Annotated in this window: 19 protein-coding genes; 8 read left to right on the top strand and 11 right to left on the bottom strand. The window is 36.0% G+C overall.

Annotated elements, in window-relative coordinates; all coding sequences use genetic code 11:
• Window positions 1–64 precede the first annotated feature (64 nt).
• The 9 genes from XYLOR_RS08430 to XYLOR_RS08390 all read right to left on the bottom strand — a co-directional run bounded on the left by XYLOR_RS08430 (window position 65) and on the right by XYLOR_RS08390 (window position 7,707).
• Entirely contained in the window at window positions 65–535 is a 471-nt protein-coding gene (locus tag XYLOR_RS08430) for a hypothetical protein (protein WP_036878422.1), read from the bottom strand.
• A 12-nt stretch (window positions 536–547) separates the two neighbouring features.
• Window positions 548–1,858, bottom strand: coding sequence for an outer membrane beta-barrel protein (locus XYLOR_RS13410; RefSeq protein WP_051508950.1), 1,311 nt, complete (start codon window positions 1,856–1,858; stop codon window positions 548–550).
• Window positions 1,855–2,433 carry an RNA polymerase sigma factor gene (locus XYLOR_RS08420; protein ID WP_036878420.1) on the bottom strand — a complete coding sequence of 193 codons (579 nt, stop codon included), beginning with the start codon at window positions 2,431–2,433 and terminating at the stop codon, window positions 1,855–1,857. Before XYLOR_RS08420 ends, XYLOR_RS13410 begins: the two co-directional genes overlap by 4 nt.
• A 35-nt stretch (window positions 2,434–2,468) precedes the next feature.
• Window positions 2,469–3,092, bottom strand: coding sequence for a DUF4840 domain-containing protein (locus XYLOR_RS08415; RefSeq protein WP_084608579.1), 624 nt, complete (start codon window positions 3,090–3,092; stop codon window positions 2,469–2,471).
• 101 nt (window positions 3,093–3,193) lie between these two features.
• Window positions 3,194–3,787 carry a GTP cyclohydrolase I FolE gene (gene folE, locus XYLOR_RS08410; protein WP_036878417.1) on the bottom strand — a complete coding sequence of 198 codons (594 nt, stop codon included), beginning with the start codon at window positions 3,785–3,787 and terminating at the stop codon, window positions 3,194–3,196.
• Between the two features lie 10 nt (window positions 3,788–3,797).
• A complete protein-coding gene (locus tag XYLOR_RS08405; protein ID WP_036878415.1) occupies window positions 3,798–4,487 on the bottom strand; it encodes an SPOR domain-containing protein in 690 nt (229 codons plus the stop codon).
• Between the two features lie 68 nt (window positions 4,488–4,555).
• Window positions 4,556–6,631 (bottom strand): BT_3928 family protein, encoded by a 2,076-nt coding sequence (locus XYLOR_RS08400; RefSeq protein ID WP_084608578.1) that lies wholly within the window; start codon window positions 6,629–6,631, stop codon window positions 4,556–4,558.
• A 3-nt stretch (window positions 6,632–6,634) separates the two neighbouring features.
• Window positions 6,635–7,189, bottom strand: a complete 555-nt coding sequence (locus XYLOR_RS08395) for a DUF1599 domain-containing protein (RefSeq protein ID WP_036878413.1) — start codon at window positions 7,187–7,189, stop codon at window positions 6,635–6,637.
• 62 nt (window positions 7,190–7,251) lie between these two features.
• Window positions 7,252–7,707 (bottom strand): outer membrane protein assembly factor BamD, encoded by a 456-nt coding sequence (locus XYLOR_RS08390; protein WP_036878412.1) that lies wholly within the window; start codon window positions 7,705–7,707, stop codon window positions 7,252–7,254.
• Between the two features lie 74 nt (window positions 7,708–7,781).
• On the opposite strand from XYLOR_RS08390, the gene XYLOR_RS08385 reads away from it, so the two are divergent.
• From XYLOR_RS08385 to lpxA, 5 genes are all read left to right on the top strand, one after another.
• On the top strand, window positions 7,782–9,203 hold the full coding sequence (locus XYLOR_RS08385; RefSeq protein ID WP_036878410.1) for a CCA tRNA nucleotidyltransferase: 1,422 nt from the start codon (window positions 7,782–7,784) through the stop codon (window positions 9,201–9,203).
• A 186-nt stretch (window positions 9,204–9,389) separates the two neighbouring features.
• Entirely contained in the window at window positions 9,390–10,586 is a 1,197-nt protein-coding gene (locus XYLOR_RS08380) for an efflux RND transporter periplasmic adaptor subunit (RefSeq protein WP_036878408.1), read from the top strand.
• 29 nt (window positions 10,587–10,615) lie between these two features.
• Window positions 10,616–13,846 (top strand): efflux RND transporter permease subunit, encoded by a 3,231-nt coding sequence (locus XYLOR_RS08375; RefSeq protein WP_036878406.1) that lies wholly within the window; start codon window positions 10,616–10,618, stop codon window positions 13,844–13,846.
• Window positions 13,847–13,864: 18 nt separating this feature from the next.
• Entirely contained in the window at window positions 13,865–15,250 is a 1,386-nt protein-coding gene (locus tag XYLOR_RS08370; protein ID WP_036878405.1) for an efflux transporter outer membrane subunit, read from the top strand.
• Between the two features lie 13 nt (window positions 15,251–15,263).
• Window positions 15,264–16,046, top strand: coding sequence for an acyl-ACP--UDP-N-acetylglucosamine O-acyltransferase (gene lpxA, locus XYLOR_RS08365; RefSeq protein WP_036880951.1), 783 nt, complete (start codon window positions 15,264–15,266; stop codon window positions 16,044–16,046).
• Window positions 16,047–16,415: 369 nt separating this feature from the next.
• On the opposite strand, the gene XYLOR_RS08360 is transcribed toward lpxA, so the two are convergent.
• Entirely contained in the window at window positions 16,416–16,868 is a 453-nt protein-coding gene (locus XYLOR_RS08360; RefSeq protein ID WP_036878403.1) for a LexA family protein, read from the bottom strand.
• Between the two features lie 32 nt (window positions 16,869–16,900).
• On the opposite strand from XYLOR_RS08360, the gene XYLOR_RS08355 reads away from it, so the two are divergent.
• Window positions 16,901–18,217, top strand: coding sequence for a Y-family DNA polymerase (locus XYLOR_RS08355; protein ID WP_309477143.1), 1,317 nt, complete (start codon window positions 16,901–16,903; stop codon window positions 18,215–18,217).
• Between the two features lie 218 nt (window positions 18,218–18,435).
• On the opposite strand, the gene XYLOR_RS08350 is transcribed toward XYLOR_RS08355, so the two are convergent.
• Window positions 18,436–19,215, bottom strand: a complete 780-nt coding sequence (locus XYLOR_RS08350) for a radical SAM protein (protein ID WP_036878400.1) — start codon at window positions 19,213–19,215, stop codon at window positions 18,436–18,438.
• A gap of 131 nt (window positions 19,216–19,346) precedes the next feature.
• On the opposite strand from XYLOR_RS08350, the gene XYLOR_RS08345 reads away from it, so the two are divergent.
• Together XYLOR_RS08345 and XYLOR_RS08340 are read left to right on the top strand one after the other, a co-directional pair.
• A complete protein-coding gene (locus XYLOR_RS08345) occupies window positions 19,347–20,225 on the top strand; it encodes a cell division protein FtsX (RefSeq protein WP_036878398.1) in 879 nt (292 codons plus the stop codon).
• Window positions 20,226–20,251: 26 nt separating this feature from the next.
• Window positions 20,252–20,491: a DUF3098 domain-containing protein gene (locus tag XYLOR_RS08340; protein ID WP_036878397.1), complete on the top strand. Its 240-nt coding sequence runs from the start codon at window positions 20,252–20,254 to the stop codon at window positions 20,489–20,491.
• Window positions 20,492–20,493 lie beyond the last annotated feature (2 nt).

The following is a 20,493-nucleotide window of genomic DNA, read 5'->3' as shown; positions in this document are numbered from 1 at the left end:
AGAATCGAGTTGTATAAACTCGATTCTTTTTGTTTAATTACTATTTATATTAATAAAATAAGTATTATTTGTTAGGCAGTCTCCCTGTCTCATAGTCTTTATTCCCTATTATTGGTGTGTATTGAGGGTCTTTCTTACCTCCTCGGTAATAGTGACGTTTTACAGGGCCATTTTTTACGATGTATTCATTCCAATCTACAATAGGTATAACAATACCTAAAACCCCAATGCATGCTATTTTGTCTTTGGTGTGGTAACGATTGTGTATATGCGCTGTAGAATAGAAGTAATGTTTGAAAATGTCCAGTGTATTATATGTATAGAACATCTTATTCACGTCTTTGTCAGTAGTTGATACGAATGGGCTGTCATCATTTATATCAGACTTCACATAATAAGATATGGAACTTACCATTAACTGCTTAGATGGCACTGTGATGTGTGCTATAACTAATATGATTACGATAACGGTGAGTATTATTGTCTTTTTACTGATTATTGAAGTTTCTTTCTTTTTATAGTATGATTGAGGCATAATTAAATGGATTTATTTTATACTGAATCTAATGCCGAATTTAAGACTGAAGTCAGTTGGATGTTCCTTATATATAGTCTGAATATCGCTTCCGTCTTTAAAGTGATGACTTACACCTGGTTCCATATATATACTGCAGTGTGGCAAAAAACTATATTGGAAACCAATACTACTGTTTATTGACCATTGTATATGGTGATCTTTTATTTTTTCGTCAGCACTTGATTCTACAATATTGTCAATTGTATAGTCGGTAGTAAGTTTTCCGTCAATGCAGTATTCACCCATACCACCTCCTGAAATGTATACTGATATAATCTTATTGTTCCATATCGTATATATCGCATTTATCGGAATGCCCATGTAGTGCAGTTTCTGTTTGCTCTGATAGTTGTTAGCGTCAGCGCCAGAATAGATGTCTGATGTTAGATATGTATATGTGACACCTGTTTCTATAGCCCAACGTGAGTCTAGACTATATTTAGCTGTTATGCCGAATCTTACAGGTTGCTTATGCTTTATTTTAGTCTTATTCTCTTTACTCAGACTGTTGGATTGGACATTCAGTAAAGGATTGGAAGTTTCGTAATTATACTTATTACCTGGTATTGGGTCATTCATTAAACCATAACATACGTCCATTGAACTATTATTATTTCGTGCAGCCATAAGTAAACTAGAATAGCTGTTGTTGTTGATCTCTTGAGAAGGAATATTTGATACATACAAATTGAAATCCCATTTATTTTCGGCGTGGTGTAAGTTTTCAGCTAGGGCCATATTATTGTAATAGTGCTTTGGATAATTGTATCCTTTTTTATTTGTAGTATTGTCTTTGCCTGATATACTTTTAATGGTATCAGTCTTTTCCTCTTTTTTTGTTGGCAGCTCTGTATAAACTTCGTTATTCAAAATGTTCCTGCTGAAGTCTTTTTCTGCACTATATGTGTTTGGATTGCTTGTGTTCTTTTTTATCTTGACATATTTTGCAGAGGCCAATATATTGTTATCTGCAGATATCTTACTCCTTTTGCTTATTGCTATATTTTTATTTGCCGGTTCTGATATTATGTTTGAGGAAGTCCTGTACGAATGGTCGTAATTTTGCTTATTTATAAAGAAAAAACCGATGAGGCACAGGGCTACTGCTGCCATAGTTGCAGAGGAGTATTTGAGCACTGTTATCCAAGCTATTTTGTGTGATTCTTTATTTTTTGGAATAGAGTCTAAAGACTTTTCAATTTCATCCCATAGACCTTCTGGTGCCGGTTCTTCATATCCTGCCATCTTATCACGAAGCTGGTTTGTCCAATCCTGTTTCATTTGTTTTCCTCCTTTCGTTTCTCTTTATATTCTTTTATACGTTTTGCTAATAATCTTTTTGCTCTTAGATATTGTGAAGCTGATGATGATTCTTTTATTCCTAAAACCTTGGCTATTTGTTTATGACTCTTTTGTTCGAAAACATACATATTAAAAACCGTTCTATAGCCTAAAGGCATTTGTCTTAATATCTCTTGTATTAAAGCTGGAGGAATGTCTTCTGTTTGTGGCGTATATTCATCCTCCATATCTGGAATATCTGTGTCGCAACTGAAAATATTCGATTTTTCTTTGTGTTTTATAAAGTCAAAAATTTCGTTTACCAATATTTTGGTCATCCACGCTTTTAAAGAACCGTCGCCACGGTATTCGAAAGTGTTGATTTTGGTAATTACTTTTAATATGCTATTCTGAAGTATATCTTTAGCGTCATCTTTGTCTGTAATATATCTATAGCATACGGCAGATAAAAAGCCAATATAGGCTGTGTATAGCTCTTTTATAGCTGATTTGTCATTAGCTTTTATTCGCTTGCACAGCTCTTCTTCGCTGTTAACTGCCGTATGCTTAAACATCTTCTTTTAGTTCCTAAGTGCCATTTACTTAGGTTTTACTTTGAATCCATTTCTATAGCAGTAGTAGTCATGTTACTGGAGTAATAAGTGTTATCGATATATAGACCTGCTGTTACAGCTAGTACATATGCAAATCGTTGTGTGACATTCCATCCACCTACGTAGTTAGCATTAGTTAGTATTGTAATTACGTGTGCAGCTCCATTATATGTGAGGCTAAATCTTAATGCTGTTACAACATAATTTATAGATGTGCTACTTACATAGTTAGTACTAGGAATGCAGTAGTATGCTTTTATATTCTGATTTGGTGCCGCAGCTAAAGCTGCCTTAAGGTTTACTAACTCATTGTTGTTGCTTGTCGTAATGTAGTTTGCAAAGAATTTTACAGGGACATTAGTAATTGACATTGTTGAATCTGCATTAAGAGTCCATGCTACATTAACAGTAGAATCCTGTTTAACAAATTTATTGGAATTAGCATCAAAAGAGTACAGCCTCGTTTTACCAGAATATGTTCCGGAAATTCTCTGTTGATAGGCTTTCTGGTCAGCTTTTGAAATAAGGTTATCACTGTTGTTGTCATTGTTAACACATGACATTACTGATAATGCTGTTACGAATAGTAACATCATAGAAATTAAATTTAACTTTTTCATTTTTATTTCCTTTTTGTTTAATATTGTTGTTATTTTATATAATAAACGTAAAAGTAATAATACATTGCATCAAACAACAAAGAAAAGTGCAAATAATTGTGTTAAATTCTTTTTCCTTCGCTTTGAAGCAGGTTCATAAATTCTTCGCGTGTCTTTGCCTGATTGAATGCTCCGCAAAAGTCGCTTGTTGTAGTGATGCTGTTCTGTTTTTCCACTCCACGCATTTGCATGCACATATGCTTGGCTTCTATAACAACCATCACACCTAGTGGCTTTAGCGTTTGCTGTATGCATTCTTTAATTTGAAGGGTCATGCGTTCTTGTACTTGCAGACGATGACTGTATATATCTACGACACGTGCTATTTTGCTTAGACCTGTAATGTATCCGTTTGGTATATATGCTACGTGTACTTTACCATAAAAAGGTAGCATGTGGTGCTCGCATAATGAGAAAAAATCAATATCCTTAACTATTACCATTTGATTATATTTCTCTTCGAAAAGGGCATCTAACAATACTTTTTCAGGGTCCATGTTGTATCCACGTGTAAGCACCTGCATAGCTTTCGCTACACGTGTAGGAGTCTTAAGTAGACCTTCACGTTCGGGATCTTCACCTAAAAGTTTTAATATATTTTTATAATTTGCTGCGAGGTCATCAATCCCTTCGCGATATTCTGTTTCTGGATTCATTATTATCTTTTTAATATTGTATGCTTATTTTGCCTTTTACTATACATGCTTGTTTGTATCCAAGTCTTTTTACGTTTAGAAGCATGCGGTGTGCTTCTTCATAAGAGCGGTAGTTTCCCACTCTGCATATCCAGCGTGGTGAATAGAAATGTACATATATAGGTTGATCTGGATAATTCATTTTTATGTCGTTGCCTATATTCTGGGCCTTTTGACGGTCGCTTCGGCTATTTCCGCCTGCAAATACTTGCACTCTGAATCCCATAGCTTTATAACTTTTACGCATTACTTTTTTGCGTAGATCTATAGTAGGAATGTCTATATCAAAATCTGTTTCTGAAGATTCTGATGTGCTGACCTCTTCTTTTCTTTTGGGTTCAGTTGGCTTAGGTTTACTCACTTCGTGCCGTATTGTGTCGTGAGTTTTTTCGGTAGATTCTTTTTTTGCTTTTTCAGGTTCTTTTTCAGTTCCTGTCTTTTTGTAAATCCTTACTTTATCAGCTTGTTGTTTTTGGTTAGGCTGTATCGCTTTTGGAGCAAAATTCTTGCCGTTTACCAATTCGTCAATATTTGCACTTTGGTGTATAGTGACAGAACCTTCTCCTGGAATGTTTTTTTGTAGGTCTTTAAGAAAATTCTGAGCCTTAGCTGATGATAAGGTACAAATTAATATTATTAATAAAGTGACGAATTGTTTCATTTTTTTATTGAAATTAAGTTAGCCGCAGACCTATCTTTATATATAAGTCTGCGACTTTATAGTTCTTGTTATTTCTTCCAAGCATCAATGATGCCCTTGAAATCAGCTGCTTTAAGTGAAGCACCACCAATAAGACCACCGTCAATGTCAGGTTTAGCAAATAGTTCAGGCGCATTAGATGCTTTGCAACTTCCACCATAAAGGATTGTTGTGTCTTCTGCTACCTGCTTTCCGTATTTGTCTGCTATGCAGTTACGGATATAAGCATGAATCTCTTCAGCTTGGTCTGATGTTGCAGTAAGGCCTGTACCGATAGCCCAAATAGGTTCGTATGCTATAACAATTTTAGCGAAATCTTCGGCAGACAAGTCAAATACGCTACCATCAAGTTCTGCTTTTACTACTTCATTCTGTCTATTAGCCTCGCGCTCTTCTTTGCTCTCACCGATGCAGAAAATAACCTTAAGATTGTTATCTAGTGCAAGCTGTACTTTTTCTTTTAGAATAGCAGGTGTCTCGTTGTAATAACTGCGACGCTCGCTATGACCAAGTACTACATATTGAGCACCTGTACTCTTTACCATTTCAGCTGATACCTCACCAGTATAAGCTCCTTTGACTTTGTCTGCACAGTTTTCAGCGCCAAGACCAATAATGTCTTGATTAAGGAACTGTGCGATAGAAGCCAAGTGGATAAATGGTGTACAGATTATTACGCCACAATTAGGCTTTTCTGCTGTAAATGTATCGTTTAGCTCTTTAGCCAAAGCAATACCGTCTTGCAGGTTCATGTTCATTTTCCAGTTGCCTGCTACAATTTTCTTTCTCATTTTTTTACGTTTTAAAAGTTGATATATTTTGTTAGATTTTTCCTTGTTTTTTACCCATCTACTCCATGCCCAAGTTCTGTCTGCTAAAGTTAATACCATTAAGGGTAATACATACCAAAGTATTATTTTAAGTATTTTGCCAGTAACAGAGTCTTTAGGCATAGTACCTATCTCAGAATGTTCAAGAGGTTTACTAAACTGTTTTTCGTCAGGCAGTGTGTTATGACTCCATTTTCGTATAATGGTTCCGGCTTTAATAAGTAAAAGTCCTGGGTTGCTACGTATAATTGTCTTAAGGGTAGTTTCATCAGTATTGCAGAATGAATATTCGGCTCCGGTGATACTCTGCCATCTGTTTATAGCTTTTCCGGTGCTAGCCGTTAGACAATAAAATTTGTATCCGTTGTCAGTACAGTATTCGGATATTTGGTTTATCTGATCAAGCTGACTGTCGTCTGCTGTTTCCAAATGTGGCGAAATAAGCAAAAATGTATACCCTTTATCACCTAATATATTATTAGTAATATCCTCTCCACTACCAACTTTTTGTATCGAAAAATCATGTATTGGAGGTATATATCCTTCTGATATTTGGACAGTCTTACTATCTATAAATTTCCATGTCGAATCTGGATAATTATCAAGTTTGAACTCTTTTCTTACTCCATTTTTCTCCATTATGAAAGTGTTCTCAAACTTTGGTTGCTTGGCTCCTGGAGGTATTTCCATCCCCTTTTTTATATTCGCACCTATGTGGTATGGTCGAAAGTCAAATTGGGGTAGATCGTATAGACTGTATCCTGAAATAAAAACTATGAATATTATAGTGTAGTTGATTACTATCCATTGGTTACTTTTACTTATAAACCTCACCATGCAAAGAGGATATTTCCATACCGTTACAGCTGCAGCCATAAGTATTATGTTCTTAATGAATGTTTCCCAATTCGTCAGCTTTATAGCATCGCCAAAACATCCACAATCGCTTACAGGATTAGCTATGGCAATCCACAAAGTGATAACCGTCATTATGCTGATGAATACAAATATTATTTTAGAGACTATATGCCTTCTTATTGCGAAAAGCATGAATACACCCAAACAAAACTCAAGTGAAGAAAGAAGAATGGATGAGATAAGTGTTAAAATGTCTGGTATATATGATGCAATATGAAGGGCTTCAAGATAATCACCTATCTTGTATTGTGTTCCTAATGGGTCTACTGCCTTGACAAATCCTGACAATATGAAAGTTATAGCCAGCATAAACCGGCATAAATTAATAACTGAATATTTCAAGACTTTTTTAGTCATCACTTACTCTCCGTATGTGAGTTTTATAACGCCAAATACGGCATAATTGATAATGTCCATATAGTTGGCATCTATTCCTTCTGATACGAGTGTCTCGCCGTTAAGGTTCTCTATTTCTTTTATTCTTTCTATCTTTGTAAGTATAAAATCTGTATAACTGCTGACGCGCATAGATCTCCATGCTTCATCATAGTCGTGATTTTTCTTTTTCATTAGCTCCAATGTTGATTTTACATATTTATCATACATTGTCATGGCTCTGTCACTATCTATGTCTATCGTGTCAGAAAATCCTAATTCTATCTGTATTAAACCGATTATTCCGTAATTGATAAGAGCGATGAATTCTGGCCGTATGCCTTCACCGACAAACGACTCTTTTTTTATTTCAAGGCTTCGTATCCTTTTTGCTTTTATGTATAGTTGGTCAGTCAGGGCAGTAGGGCGTAATATTCGCCATGATGCATTATAATCATGTAATTTCTTCTCAAAAAGAGATCGGCATTCCGACATTACATTTTCAAATTGAACTTCAGTGCTTAATACTTCTTTTGACATATTGCTATAAAATTGGTGGCAAAATTAATAATTTTATATGAAAACAGCAAATAAAACTATGTTTACTTAGTCTTTTGTAATTTGTGGATATAGTGAATTTTTGCACAAAGAATATCAAATCTTGTTTTTATAGAATCTCGTTTCAATTTTTTAAGCGTCAACTCTTGCAGTTCTCCTGCTGTTGCGCATAAAGCTTTTTTGTCTTCGTTGACTTTGATTAGGATAATGTTGTATTCATTGTTTATTGATGTAACCAACTTGTCTGTGTGCTCCAAGTCAATCTGAGCTTTTTTCAACTCTATATTTTGGTATAGTGCAAGTGCTTCTTTCCTGATCTCTATAGCTTTAGGATATTCTTTCCTTATAGAGTCTATCTTTGATACTGCTGCATCATATTTGTTCTCGTTATATGCGGCTTTCGCATCATTAAGTAAAGCCTCAGCTTTATCTGTGTAACTGTTGTTACTACATGCAAACAGAAATAATGATAAAAAGAGTGTATTTATTATTGCTTTCATCTTTTATGAGTATTTATTTTGCAAAGATACGCTTTTTTTTCGTACCTTTGCACCTGCCAAAGAAAAAAGTAACGATGAGGTTATTATCAAAACAAGATTTAGCAGAAATTCTCAATAAAGATATTTTTCATAAGATTTCAGCTGCAGCTGACGGCCTGGGTGTGGAATGTTATGTAGTAGGTGGGTATGTACGAGATTTGTTTCTTGAGCGTCCATCTAATGATATAGATGTAGTTGTTGTCGGAAGTGGAATAGAAGTAGCGGATGCTTTGAAAAGAGAATTGGGTAGGAAGGCCAAAATAACTGTTTTTCGTAATTTTGGAACAGCACAGGTTAAATATAAGGATTTGGAAGTAGAATTTGTTGGAGCTAGAAAGGAAAGTTATAGCCATGATTCTAGAAAACCGGTAGTTGAGAATGGAACTCTCGATGATGATCAGAATAGACGAGACTTTACAATTAATGCTTTGGCTGTTTGTTTGAATAGTAAAAACTTCGGTGATCTTGTTGACCCTTTTGATGGTATTGAAGATATGAAGGATGGTATTATCAGGACTCCACTTGATCCTGATATAACATTTTCGGATGATCCTCTGCGTATGATGCGTTGCGTGAGATTTGCTACACAACTTAATTTCTTTATTGAAGATGAAACATTAGAGGCTATAGACCGAAATTCAGACCGACTTAGAATTGTAAGTGGCGAACGTATCAAGGATGAACTCAATAAAATAATGATGACACATACCCCAAGTAAGGGGTTCGTGGAGATGCAAAGATGTGGCTTGCTAAATTATGTCCTACCAGAACTTGGTGTAATGGATATAGTTGAGACAAAGAATGGAAGAGCACATAAAAATAATTTTTATCATACTCTTGAGGTTCTGGATAATATATGTAGAACATCTGATAATCTTTGGTTGCGATGGGCTGCTCTAATGCATGACTTTGGTAAACCTAAGAGTAAACGCTGGGATCCTATAAATGGATGGACATTTTATAATCATAATATTATTGGTGCGAAAATGGTACCTTCTATTTTCCGCCGTCTGATGTTGCCTATGGACAGTAAAATGAAGTATGTTCAGAAAATGGTTGAATTACACATGCGTCCTATTGTTATTTCAGATGATATTGTTACAGATAGTGCTGTTAGAAGACTTCTTAATGATGCAGGTGATGATATTGATGATCTTATGGATCTTTGTGAGGCAGACATAACAAGTAAAAATTCTGTTAGAAAGCAAAAATTCCTTGATAATTTTAGAACGGTTAGGCTTAAGTTGACAGAGCTTAAGGAAAAAGATTATAAACGTTTACTTCAGCCATGTATAGATGGTAATGAAATTATGGAAATTTTTCATCTTAAACCAAGTAGGGAGGTTGGTACTTTAAAACAAACCCTAAAAGATGCTGTACTTGATAATAAGGTGGAAAATGAACGTGAACCTCTTATGAAACTTCTTCTTAAGAAGGCAAGGGAAATGGGACTTTGATATTAGTTTTTTGTGCTAATATTTTCAAAATGCGTTGCCTTTTTCAGTAAGATATGTTAAATATTGTATTCGTAGTATGTGACCTACACATAGTTTGTGTATCTTTGCATTCTGAAAACTAAACTAAATTAAAAAGTTTTCGGTATAATATTACAAGGATTTATAAATGTATTAGTATAATTGGGTATGAAAAAAAGAAATTTGATGTTGATTGCTGCTTTTGCTGCAATTCTTGTTTCATGTGGTGGAAAACAAGGAAAACCTGATTTTGGTGATGATGAATATGCTGTAAGAACAATTCAGTCTCAACCGATAGAAATGCAGACCAACTATCCTGCAACTATCAAAGGTGTACAGGATGTTGAAATTCGTCCTAAAATATCAGGATTCATTACAAGATTGTGTGTTCATGAAGGTCAGACTGTCAGGGCTGGTCAGTTACTTTTCGTAATTGATAATGTAACTTATGTTGCTGCTGCTCGTCAGGCTAAGGCTGTTGTAAATTCTGCACGTGCTCAATTGAATACTGCTTTGCTGACTTATCGTAATAATAAGAAATTGTTTAAGAACAATGTAATAGGTGCTTATGAACTTCAGTCGGCCCGCAACTCATATGAAAGTGCAGCTGCTGCGTTAGCTCAGGCTCAGGCTAGCTATGTATCAGCAAAACAGAATCTTAACTTTTGCTATGTTACAAGTCCTGCAAACGGTGTTGTTGGCGACCTTCCTTATAAGGTAGGAGCCTTGGTAAATGCAACAAATCAAAATCCGCTTACTACTGTTTCCAATATTTCGACTATGCAGGTTTACTTCTCTATGACAGAAAAAGACTTGCTGAATATGACAAAAAAGGCAGGTGGTATACATGCAGCTATAAAGGATTATCCTGCTGTAAAGTTACAACTTGCAGATGGAACTATATATGATCATAATGGTAGAGTAGCTACTGTAAGTGGAGTTATAGACCAGACTACAGGTTCTGTTTCTATCCGTGCAGATTTTGCAAACCCTCTGCATTTGCTTAAGAGTGGCGGTTCTGGTTCAATTGTTGTACCGCGTACCAATCAGACTGCTATAGTAATACCTCAGGATGCTGTTGCTGATGTTCAGGATAAGCATTTCGTATATGTTCTTGGTGAAGGCAACAAAGTCAAGTATACTGCAGTTACTGTTGATCCTGAAAATAATGGGAAAGATTATATAATAACTAGTGGTTTGAGACCTGGCGATCGAATTGTTATTCAAGGTATTTCGACTCTTACAGATGGAATGAAGATTACACCTATTACAGAAACTCAATATGCTGCTAAATTAAAGAAAACAAAGGCAATGGGAGCTGATCAGAGTGATATTAGTAAGTTGAAAAAAGACTTTGGTAAGTAGTTTTAACGATTAAATAAATGAATTAATTCATGAGACTAGATAATTTTATAAAACGCCCGGTACTATCAACCGTTATTTCTATTTTGATAGTAATTTTGGGAGCAATAGGACTGGTGTCCTTGCCTATTGAGCAGTATCCTGATATTGCTCCTCCTACAATAATGGTTAGTGCCTCTTATCCAGGTGCAAACGCTCAGACTGTATTGAATTCAGTATTGGCTCCGCTTGAGGAACAGATAAATGGTGTAGAGGGCATGACATATATGACATCTTCTGCTACTAATGAAGGTACTGCAAGTATAACGGTTTTCTTTAAACAGGGAATGAATGCAGATATGGCACAGGTTAATGTTCAAAACCGTGTGTCTCAGGCAAGTGCATTGCTTCCTTCTGAAGTAACGCAAGCTGGTGTTTCTGTAACAAAACGACAGACATCTACCGTGTTGCTTTTTGCATTGACAAGCCCTAACAATAAATATGATGATACATTTATAGCCAATTATGCAAATATAAATATAATACCGGCTGTTAAACGTGTTAATGGAGTTGGTGAGTGCCAGTCGTTTGGTACAAAAACATATACAATGCGTCTATGGCTCGATCCTGCTAGAATGAAACAGCATAATCTGATTCCTTCTGATATATCTACAGCTCTAGCAGGTCAGAATGTTGAGGCCGCTCCAGGTAAGTTTGGCGAACAGAGTAACAATCAGTATGAATATACGATACGTTATAAAGGACGTCTGAAAACTCCAGAAGAATTTGGTAATATGATAATCAGTAGCGATGCTACAGGTCAGACATTACGCGTCAAGGATGTTGCTCGTGTAGAAATGGGTGCTCTTTCTTATTCTGTAATACAGACGCTTGATGGTCATCCTACTACTATGATGATGGTTACACAGACTGCTGGTTCGAATGCTACTCAGATAGCAAAAGATATTAAGAAAGTTCTTGATGGTCAGAAGGCGATGCTACCTCCAGGTTTGTCTATCAAATATATGCAGGATGTCACAGAGTTTATTTATGCATCTATTGGCGATTTGGTGAAAACTTTGTTTGAAGCATTCGTTCTTGTATTTATAGTTGTTTATATATTTTTACAAGATTTCAGGTCTACGCTTATACCTCTTGTTGCGGTACCTGTCTCATTAATAGGAACGTTCTTCTTCTTGTATGTATTTGGCTTCTCTCTAAACTTGTTGACGTTGTCTGCGTTAGTGCTTGCCATAGCGATAGTGGTCGACGATGCGATAGTGGTCGTCGAGGCGGTCCATGCCAAGTTGGACTTGGGATATAAGTCTGCTCGTATGGCATCAATCGATGCTATGAATGAGATTTCTGGTGCTATTATTTCAATTACATTGGTTATGGCATCTGTATTCATCCCAGTTTCATTTATAGGAGGAACTTCTGGTACTTTCTATAAGGAATTTGGTATCACGATGGCTATAGCAATTGTTATTTCCGCTTTAAACGCACTAACATTGTCTCCAGCGCTTTGTGCAATTCTTCTTAAACCGAAAAATGAGGATGGCTCTGAACGTAAAATGAGTGTTGTAGACCGTTTCCATGCAGGGTTTAATGCCTCGTATACAAAAGTTCAAGATAAATATAAAGTAGGTGTCAGACATATTATAGAGCATCCTGTTATAGCAGGTATAGCAGTGATCATTGGTATCGCAATACTTGGCGTTACGGCTATGAATACTAAATCTGGTCTTGTCCCTGATGAGGATACAGGTACTATATTTTGTACTGTTTCTACACCTCCGGGCACAAGTTTGAACAAGACAAATGCTGTTATGGATCAGGTTGATTCAATGCTTGCAACTAATCCTGCTATAAATGGACGTATGCGTATCACAGGTTATAACTTTATTGCTGGTCAGGGATCTAACCAAGGTACATTTGTTATAAAACTTAAATCATTTGAGGAACGTAGCAAGTCAGAGGGCTTCTTAAAGTATTTGAATATTCATAATGAAGGTTCAGGTATGGTACTTGGAATGATTTATAAGCAGACTGCAGCTATTAAAGGCGCTCAAATTTTAGCCTTTCAGCCTCCTATGGTACAAGGATTCTCTGCTACCAATGGTCTGACTTTCTCAATGCAAGACCGTACAGGTGGAGATGTAGATAAATTCTTTAAGGTTACACAAAAGTTCTTAGCAGAATTGAACAAACGTCCTGAAATAAGTAAAGCAATGACATCTTATAACTCAAACTATCCTCAATATCTTATGGATGTTGATGTCGCTAAATGTAAGCAGAGTGGAATACAACCAAGTGCTGTTCTTACAACAATGCAAGGATATTTCGGAGGATTATATGCAAGTAATTTCAATGCTTATGGTAAACTTTTCCGTGTATATATTCAGGCAGACCCAAGTATGCGTACAGATATAAAGAGTCTTAATAATATTTATGTTCGTACAGGTTCTGGTACAATGGCTCCTATCAATGAGTATGTAAAAATGACAAAGGTTTATGGACCGCAGGAGATTGACCGTTTCAACTTGTTCACATCAATAAATGTGAATGCATCTCCAGGTGAGGGATATTCTAGTGGTGATGCCATTAAAGCTATTTCTGAAGTAGCAAAGGAAAATCTGCCTACTGGATATACTTATGAGTTCTCAGGTCTTACCCGTTCTGAGCAGGAATCAAGTAATTCTACGGCGATAATATTTGTACTTTGTATCACATTCGTATATTTGATCTTGAGTGCACAATATGAAAGTTATCTGCTTCCACTTTCTGTTATCTTATCAATTCCATTTGGTCTAGCAGGTGCATTCCTGTTTACGAACTTATTTGGTAAGAGTAATGATATATATATGCAGATCGCACTGATAATGCTTATCGGACTTCTTGCCAAGAATGCGATTCTTATTGTTCAGTTTGCCCTTGAACGACGCCGTACGGGTATGGCTATATCGTGGTCTGCAGTGTTAGGTGCTGGTGCTCGTCTGCGACCTATTTTGATGACGTCATTGGCTATGATAATTGGTTTGGCGCCAATGTTGATTCCTACCGGTGTAGGTGTAAATGGAAATCAAACTCTTGGAGCTGCAGCGATAGGCGGTATGCTTATAGGTATGCTTTGTCAGATTATGATAGTACCTGCTCTGTTCTATATCTTTGAGACATTGCAAGAGAAGGTTAAACCTATTGAGTTTGAAGATGAGAATACTTCTTCAGTGGATACGGAACTTGCTCAATATACAAGTCCGATAGATATCGAGAAGAATGATTAGAATTTATAGAATAAAGTGATGAAGAAAATAAATATAATTGCAATAATATCTACAGCTGTTCTAATGAGCAGCTGTGGAATCTATAACAAGTATGAACGTCCTAATGTAAATACAAAGGGATTGTATCGTGATTCAGCTTCTGTTGTAGATACTCTAGCTGCAAGAGATACATCTAATTTTGGAAATTTGGCATGGCGTAGTGTCTTTACAGATCCTCAGTTGCAAGACCTTATAGAAAGAGGGCTGGCGCATAATACGAATATGCTTAATGCCGCTCTGAATGTTAAGATGGTTGAAGCTGAATTGATGGTAGCAAAATTAGCTTTTGTTCCTTCTTTTACATTTTCTCCTCAGGGGACAATCTCTTCGTGGGATGGAAATAAAGCTGCAAAGACTTACTCTTTACCAATTTCAGCTAGTTGGAGTGTTGACTTATTCGGTAATCTTCTTAGTGTGAAGAGAAGTGCACAAATGTCTCTTCTGGCTACAAAGGATTATCAGTTAGTTGTTAAGACGAAGGTGATATCTAATATAGCAAATATGTATTATACTCTACTTATGCTTGACCGTGAGATGGAGATTGTCAATAATATGTCTGGGCTTACAAAGAACACTTGGGATATGATGAAACTTCAGAAGGAGTTGGGTAGGACTAAGGAAACCAGTGTGCAAAGTGCCGAATCTAACTATTATTCAGTACAGGCTCAGACTGCCGAACTTAAGAGGCAAATCAGAGAGACAGAAAATGCTTTGTCTTTACTTCTAGGTGAACCTGCGCAAACTATCTTACGTGGAAGTCTTGCATCACAATCTTTACCTTCTTCTTTTAGTACAGGTGTAGGTCTACAGATGCTTGCAAATCGTCCGGATGTGCATTATGCAGAAATGAGTTTGGCTCAATGCTTCTATGGAGTTGAGACAGCTAGATCAAAATTTTATCCAAGTATAACAATTTCTGGAACTGGCGCTTATACTAATAATACTGGTGGAGGTATTGTAAATCCCGGTAAAATGCTGCTTAATGCTGTTGGTAGTCTTGTACAACCGATTTTCGAACACGGACAGTTGATTGCAGGATTGAAGGTCGCTAAGTTACAACAAGAACAAGCTTATAATACATGGCAGAATGCAATACTTTCTGCTGGAAGTGAGGTGAGCAATGCTCTGGTATTGTATAATTCTTCGGCAGAAAAAGCACAGTTTGAACAGAAACAGATAGAGAGCATGACAAAGAATGTAGCTTATACTCAAGATTTGTTTAAGATGGGTAGCAGCACATATCTTGAAGTAATCAGCGCTCAACAGACATTGCTTAATGCTGAACTTTCTAAGGTAAATGATGACTTCTATAAGATGCAGGCAGTAGTAAATCTCTACTATGCATTAGGTGGAGGAAGAGATTAACATAAAAAGAGTTATTATGAGTAATATAAGTTCAAAAGCAGAAATAGATTCGAAAGCAAAAATAGGCAATAATGTTACTATTTATCCTTTCGCTTATGTAGAGGGTGATGTAGAAATCGGAGACGATTGTGTAATATATCCTTATGTAAGTGTTATGAATGGCACTCGTTTGGGGAAAAATAATAAAGTGTATCAAAATACAGTCTTGGGTGCAGAGCCGCAGGATTTCAAATATAAAGGCGATGCTTCAAAATTGATTATCGGTAATGGTAATATAATAAGAGAGAATGTTGTTATCAATCGAGCAACATTCAGTGGTGGATCGACCGTTATAGGAAATAGAAATTTTATTATGGAAGGTGTCCATATCTCTCACGATACCAATATTGGTAACGCATGTGTATTTGGATATGGTACAAAGATAGCCGGAGATTGTGATATTCACGATAATGTAATCTTTTCATCTGGTGTTATTGCAAATCCTGGCGCTCGTGTCGGTATTGCTGCAATGGTTCAGAGTGGATGTCGTTTCAGCAAGGATATACCTCCTTATATAGTTGCTAGTGGAAGTCCAATAACTTATGGTGGAATAAATGCTACAATACTTGGCAATCATGGTGTAGAAGAGAAAGTCCGTGATCATATTGCGAATGCATATAGACTTGTATTCCATGGACAGACGAGTGTCTTTGATGCTATAATGCAGATAAAGGAACAGGTGCCTGATGGAAAAGAAATTCGTAATATTGTAGATTTTATAAAAGATACAAAATTAGGTATAATAGGCAAAATTTAGTGTTGAAACTAATATATCAATAAGAAGAGAATTTTTTCTTATTTTTACTGTCAGATGTTAACTAGAGGGGCAAGCTCAAAGGTAAACATCTGACAGTTCTGTAAATGGGAAAGTTCGATTAATACAGGCATTGGACTTTTAAATTGCAGTTCTTTGCAATAATCCAGGTATGGCATTGTGTAATCATGAAGGAGTGATACAGGCGTAGATCGTACTGCTGTTATTTACCCATATATGAGTCTTGGCTATATACTTTAAGTCGAAAACCATAAAAAAAACAAAAGTGTTTGTCTTATTATTGTATCCTATTTTTTAATTATAACTTTTGAAGTTTAGCTATAGACTATTGAATTATTAATAAGTAAAAAGTCATTTTCGTAGTCTCTTGATAACTGTCGAAACAACGCCCCATACTTTAAAGTTGCAGTCTTCTGTTATTTTTATTGGTTCATATTTGTCATTTGCAGGGCGCAACCATATTACCCCATTATTTTTCTCAGACAGATCCAGATACTTTACTGTAAATTCACCGTTTATAAAAGCTACAATTATGTCATTATGGATTGCATCAAGAGAACGATCTATCACCAAAATGTCATTATCACTTATTCCAGCTCCTGTCATGGAGTCGCCATTGACTACAGCATAAAATGTGGCAGCCGGATTAGAAATAATATTCTTGTTGAAGTCGAAAGAATTATCAATATAATCTTGGGCCGGACTAGGAAATCCAGCGTGCACTCCTCCATCGGCAAGCGGTAACCTTAAAGATGAGGAAAAATCGCCTGAGAATATTTCTATTTCAGATATCTTCTTATTCATATCGTTGCAAAGTTACTGAAAATGTGCTATATTTGCGAAGATTATTTGTAAAAATGTACGGACTTGTAGATTGTGATAATTGCTTCGTGAGTTGTGAACGTGTGTTCCGCCCCGACTTGGAAGGACATCCTGTTGTTGTTTTAAGTAATAATGACGGGTGTGTTATTTCACGTAGTCGTGAGGCTAAGGATATTGGCATACGTATGGGTATGCCTTATTATCAGATGAGGGAACACTATCGAGATAAAGAGGTTACCGCCTTTTCGAGCAATTATGAGCTTTATGGTAATATGTCAAATCGCATTATGAATATTCTACGCGAAGAGGCGCCGATCGTTATGCAATATTCTATAGATGAAGCCTTTTTAGATCTCAATGGTATGGAAAATATTAATATTAAGGAGTGGGGGGAGAATCTATCTCTTAAAATTCTTAAGTGTGTTGGCATGCCTGTGAGTATAGGTATCGCTAAAACGAAAACTTTGGCTAAGATTGCAAGTGAATTTGCAAAGAAGTATCCTGGGTATAATAAATGTTGTTATATAGACACAGATGAAAAACGAGAGAAGGCTATAAAAGTCTTTCCTATTGACGATGTTTGGGGCATAGGTCGTAAAAACTCAGTGAAAATGGAATATTTTGGAATACACACGGCTTATGATTTTACATTGAAGTCAAAATCTTGGGTTTTGAAAAATTTTAGTATTACAGGCGTTCGTACATGGTTTGAGCTGAAAGGTTATGATTGCATACCTTTAGATTCACTTGACTCTAAACGAAAAAGCATATGCACTAGCAGGAGTTTTCCAAATATGATAGAAAACTTCGATGATATCCGTACACATATTTCCAATTTTGCAGTTCGTTGTGCTGAAAAACTCCGGCTACAGCATTCTGTCGCAGGTTTGGTTACTGTCTTTATTGATACAAATCATTTGAGATACGATCTTCCTCAATATGGTAATGGCATGAGTATAACACTACATACAGCTAGCAATGCAACTCAGACAATAGTAAAAGCCTGCTTCTCGATCCTTTGCGACATATATAAAGAAGGATATAAGTATAAGAGGGGTGGTGTTATAGTGACTGATATATGCGATGAATGTGCTGTTCAGACAGACTTCGCAGATTATGATGCTGATAATCATCGTAAGATGCACGTGCTTACTTCTACGATAGATAATATTAATCGTCAAAATGGAAAAGATATGGTCGTTTTGGGTTCTCAACAATATAAAGGGAAAAGTAACGATGGCAAAAATCTAAAATTCAGCAATGCTGTTAAAAGAGCTCTAAAGTCGCCAAACTATACTGAACCATACAAATTTATAGTAAAGAGTAAATAAATAGTGGCTACATAAATTTTTATGCAGCCACCTCTATTACCTATTGAGAATGTTTTATTATGGGTTACCTTATTGTCAGATGTATATCCTATAGAATCTTTTATACCAAAGTGCGTAATTATTTGATATTGCAAAGGTAACACATGTTATCTAAAAGGCAAAAGGGATTCTCCTACTATTTAAGCGGGAAATCCCTATTGTTTTATGTTTGTCTTTATTTAATACGATGCTGTACATGCTATACCTTCAGCAATAACTTTGTCGCGTATAGCATCAAGCTCTTTATGGGTAGCTTTTTTCAAGTTTTTATCCGGTGTCTCACGGTCTATCGTATAAACCATTACTTCTGATGGTTTTATCTCCTTTATTGCGTTTAACCATGGTCCGACATATTTATCCGAGGTGTTATCAACATCATCACCGTCAATATTACCTTTCATAAACATTGTCTGGATTATAACATGACTGTTGAACGATTTAAGCCCGTCTATAATCTTGTTTATATCATAATTTCCGCCTACAGGTCTGTCTACCTTATTAATGTACACAGGATCTATAGTATCCAATTTTAAAATGTTGTTGTCTATACGCAAAAGAGCCTCATGTACAGCATGCCGATGGATAAAAGTACTATTACTGAGCACTGATACTTTGGCATGTGGAAAATATTTATCCCGCAGTCGTAAAGTATCGTCTATAATCTCTGGAAAATGTGGGTGACTTGTTGGTTCTCCGTTACCGGCAAAAGTCAGCACGTCAGGCGAAGGACCATCCCTCTTCATTTCTTTAAGTTTTTCTTCAAGAGCAAAGGCAACCTCTTCACGGGTAGGCAATTTTAATTTAGGGCGATTATCTTTGTTAAAACCGCATTCGCAGTAAATACAATCAAAAGTACAACTCTTTCCGTCGGAAGGAAGTAAATTTATACCTAGAGAAACACCAAGACGGCGACTATGTATAGGACCGAATATTGGTGATGGATATATAATTGTAGACATGATATTTTTTTTGTAAAACAAAGGTATAAAAAAAATATATATTATGGCAGTTAATAGTAGTTAAATATATTGGCCGTTATCCGTTTTTTTTGTTACTTTGCACAAAACTAGGTATACTATATCTTAGAGTAATGACAAAAAAACGAAATAAAACCCGCAATCGTCACGGTATGCAGGTACTAACTTTATGTATAAGCACTACTTTAGTGCTGATTCTATTAGGGCTTGTTGTCTTTTCTGTATTAACAACGCATAATCTTTCCAATTATGTTAAGGAAAACCTTACAGTAACTGTAATGTTAGGGGATGATATGTCTGTAAATGAAGGGCACATGCTTTGCCGTGATTTATACCATCGCCATATTTGCAGTCACATTGATTATATTAGTAAGGATGATGCTCTAAAAGAACAAACAAAGGCTATGGGTACAGATCCATCAGAGTTTATTGGCGCTAACCCTTTTGTAGCTACGCTTGAATTGCATATGAAATCGGAGTATGCAAACCGCGATTCTCTGAAATGGATATCGGCCGAACTGAAGAGAATACCAAAGGTTACAGATGTTAATTATCAGGAAGGGCTGATGGATAGCGTAAATAATAACCTCCAAAAAATAAGTGTTGTATTATTGGTGCTGGCTGTTTTGCTTGCGTTTGTCTCATTCTCGCTTATCAGCAATACTGTGAGATTGGGTGTATATGCTCATCGTTTCTCTATAAGAACAATGAAGCTCGTTGGTGCCTCATGGAAATTTATAAGGGCACCATTCCTTAATCAGTCAATAACAATAGGTGTAATTGCCGCATTTGCTGCTGATATTGTTCTTGCATGTGGAGTGTTCTTCTTGTATGATTACGAACCGGGTATAATCAATGTTGTTACATGGCAAGTAATGACTATAACTGGACTTTCGGTAGTCTTCTTCGGTATAGTCATATCTATGTTTTGCACATATCTTTCAGTTAATAAATTTCTGAAAATGAAAGCTGGAGAACTTTACAAAATATAAATGTAAATTAAGAAATAAATAAAATAATGAATAAGAAAAATTTCGCTTTCGACAAAGTCAACTTTATATTGTTGGCTGTAGGTATGTTTATCGTTATCTTAGGTTTCATTCTTCTTAGTGGTTCTGGTTCAACAGAAACTCATTACGACCCAGATGTATTCAGCGCCAGGCGAATTAAAGTAGCTCCTGTTGTGTGTCTGATAGGCTTTGTGTCTATGATTTATGCAGTTATACGTAAACCTAAAGATAACGAAATCAATAAATAATT

Source organism: Xylanibacter oryzae DSM 17970, from assembly GCF_000585355.1.
Lineage (GTDB): Bacteria > Bacteroidota > Bacteroidia > Bacteroidales > Bacteroidaceae > Prevotella > Prevotella oryzae.
Note: the sequence above shows the minus strand (reverse complement) of the source record. Positions and strands in the feature narration are given on the sequence as shown.

What these genes read in the sequence shown, in the direction of transcription:
- XYLOR_RS13410 (WP_051508950.1), bottom strand. Translation starts at nt 1,858, where the DNA reads ATGAAACAGGATTGGACAAACCAGCTTCGTGATAAGATGGCAGGATAT.
- XYLOR_RS08400 (WP_084608578.1), bottom strand. Translation starts at nt 6,631, where the DNA reads ATGACTAAAAAAGTCTTGAAATATTCAGTTATTAATTTATGCCGGTTT.
- XYLOR_RS08345 (WP_036878398.1), top strand. Translation starts at nt 19,347, where the DNA reads ATGACAAAAAAACGAAATAAAACCCGCAATCGTCACGGTATGCAGGTA.
- XYLOR_RS08360 (WP_036878403.1), bottom strand. Translation starts at nt 16,868, where the DNA reads ATGAATAAGAAGATATCTGAAATAGAAATATTCTCAGGCGATTTTTCC.
- XYLOR_RS08375 (WP_036878406.1), top strand. Translation starts at nt 10,616, where the DNA reads ATGAGACTAGATAATTTTATAAAACGCCCGGTACTATCAACCGTTATT.
- XYLOR_RS08405 (WP_036878415.1), bottom strand. Translation starts at nt 4,487, where the DNA reads ATGAAACAATTCGTCACTTTATTAATAATATTAATTTGTACCTTATCA.
- folE (WP_036878417.1), bottom strand. Translation starts at nt 3,787, where the DNA reads ATGAATCCAGAAACAGAATATCGCGAAGGGATTGATGACCTCGCAGCA.
- XYLOR_RS08350 (WP_036878400.1), bottom strand. Translation starts at nt 19,215, where the DNA reads ATGTCTACAATTATATATCCATCACCAATATTCGGTCCTATACATAGT.
- XYLOR_RS08385 (WP_036878410.1), top strand. Translation starts at nt 7,782, where the DNA reads ATGAGGTTATTATCAAAACAAGATTTAGCAGAAATTCTCAATAAAGAT.
- XYLOR_RS08415 (WP_084608579.1), bottom strand. Translation starts at nt 3,092, where the DNA reads ATGAAAAAGTTAAATTTAATTTCTATGATGTTACTATTCGTAACAGCA.
- XYLOR_RS08395 (WP_036878413.1), bottom strand. Translation starts at nt 7,189, where the DNA reads ATGTCAAAAGAAGTATTAAGCACTGAAGTTCAATTTGAAAATGTAATG.
- XYLOR_RS08430 (WP_036878422.1), bottom strand. Translation starts at nt 535, where the DNA reads ATGCCTCAATCATACTATAAAAAGAAAGAAACTTCAATAATCAGTAAA.
- XYLOR_RS08390 (WP_036878412.1), bottom strand. Translation starts at nt 7,707, where the DNA reads ATGAAAGCAATAATAAATACACTCTTTTTATCATTATTTCTGTTTGCA.
- XYLOR_RS08380 (WP_036878408.1), top strand. Translation starts at nt 9,390, where the DNA reads ATGAAAAAAAGAAATTTGATGTTGATTGCTGCTTTTGCTGCAATTCTT.
- XYLOR_RS08420 (WP_036878420.1), bottom strand. Translation starts at nt 2,433, where the DNA reads ATGTTTAAGCATACGGCAGTTAACAGCGAAGAAGAGCTGTGCAAGCGA.
- XYLOR_RS08370 (WP_036878405.1), top strand. Translation starts at nt 13,865, where the DNA reads ATGAAGAAAATAAATATAATTGCAATAATATCTACAGCTGTTCTAATG.
- XYLOR_RS08340 (WP_036878397.1), top strand. Translation starts at nt 20,252, where the DNA reads ATGAATAAGAAAAATTTCGCTTTCGACAAAGTCAACTTTATATTGTTG.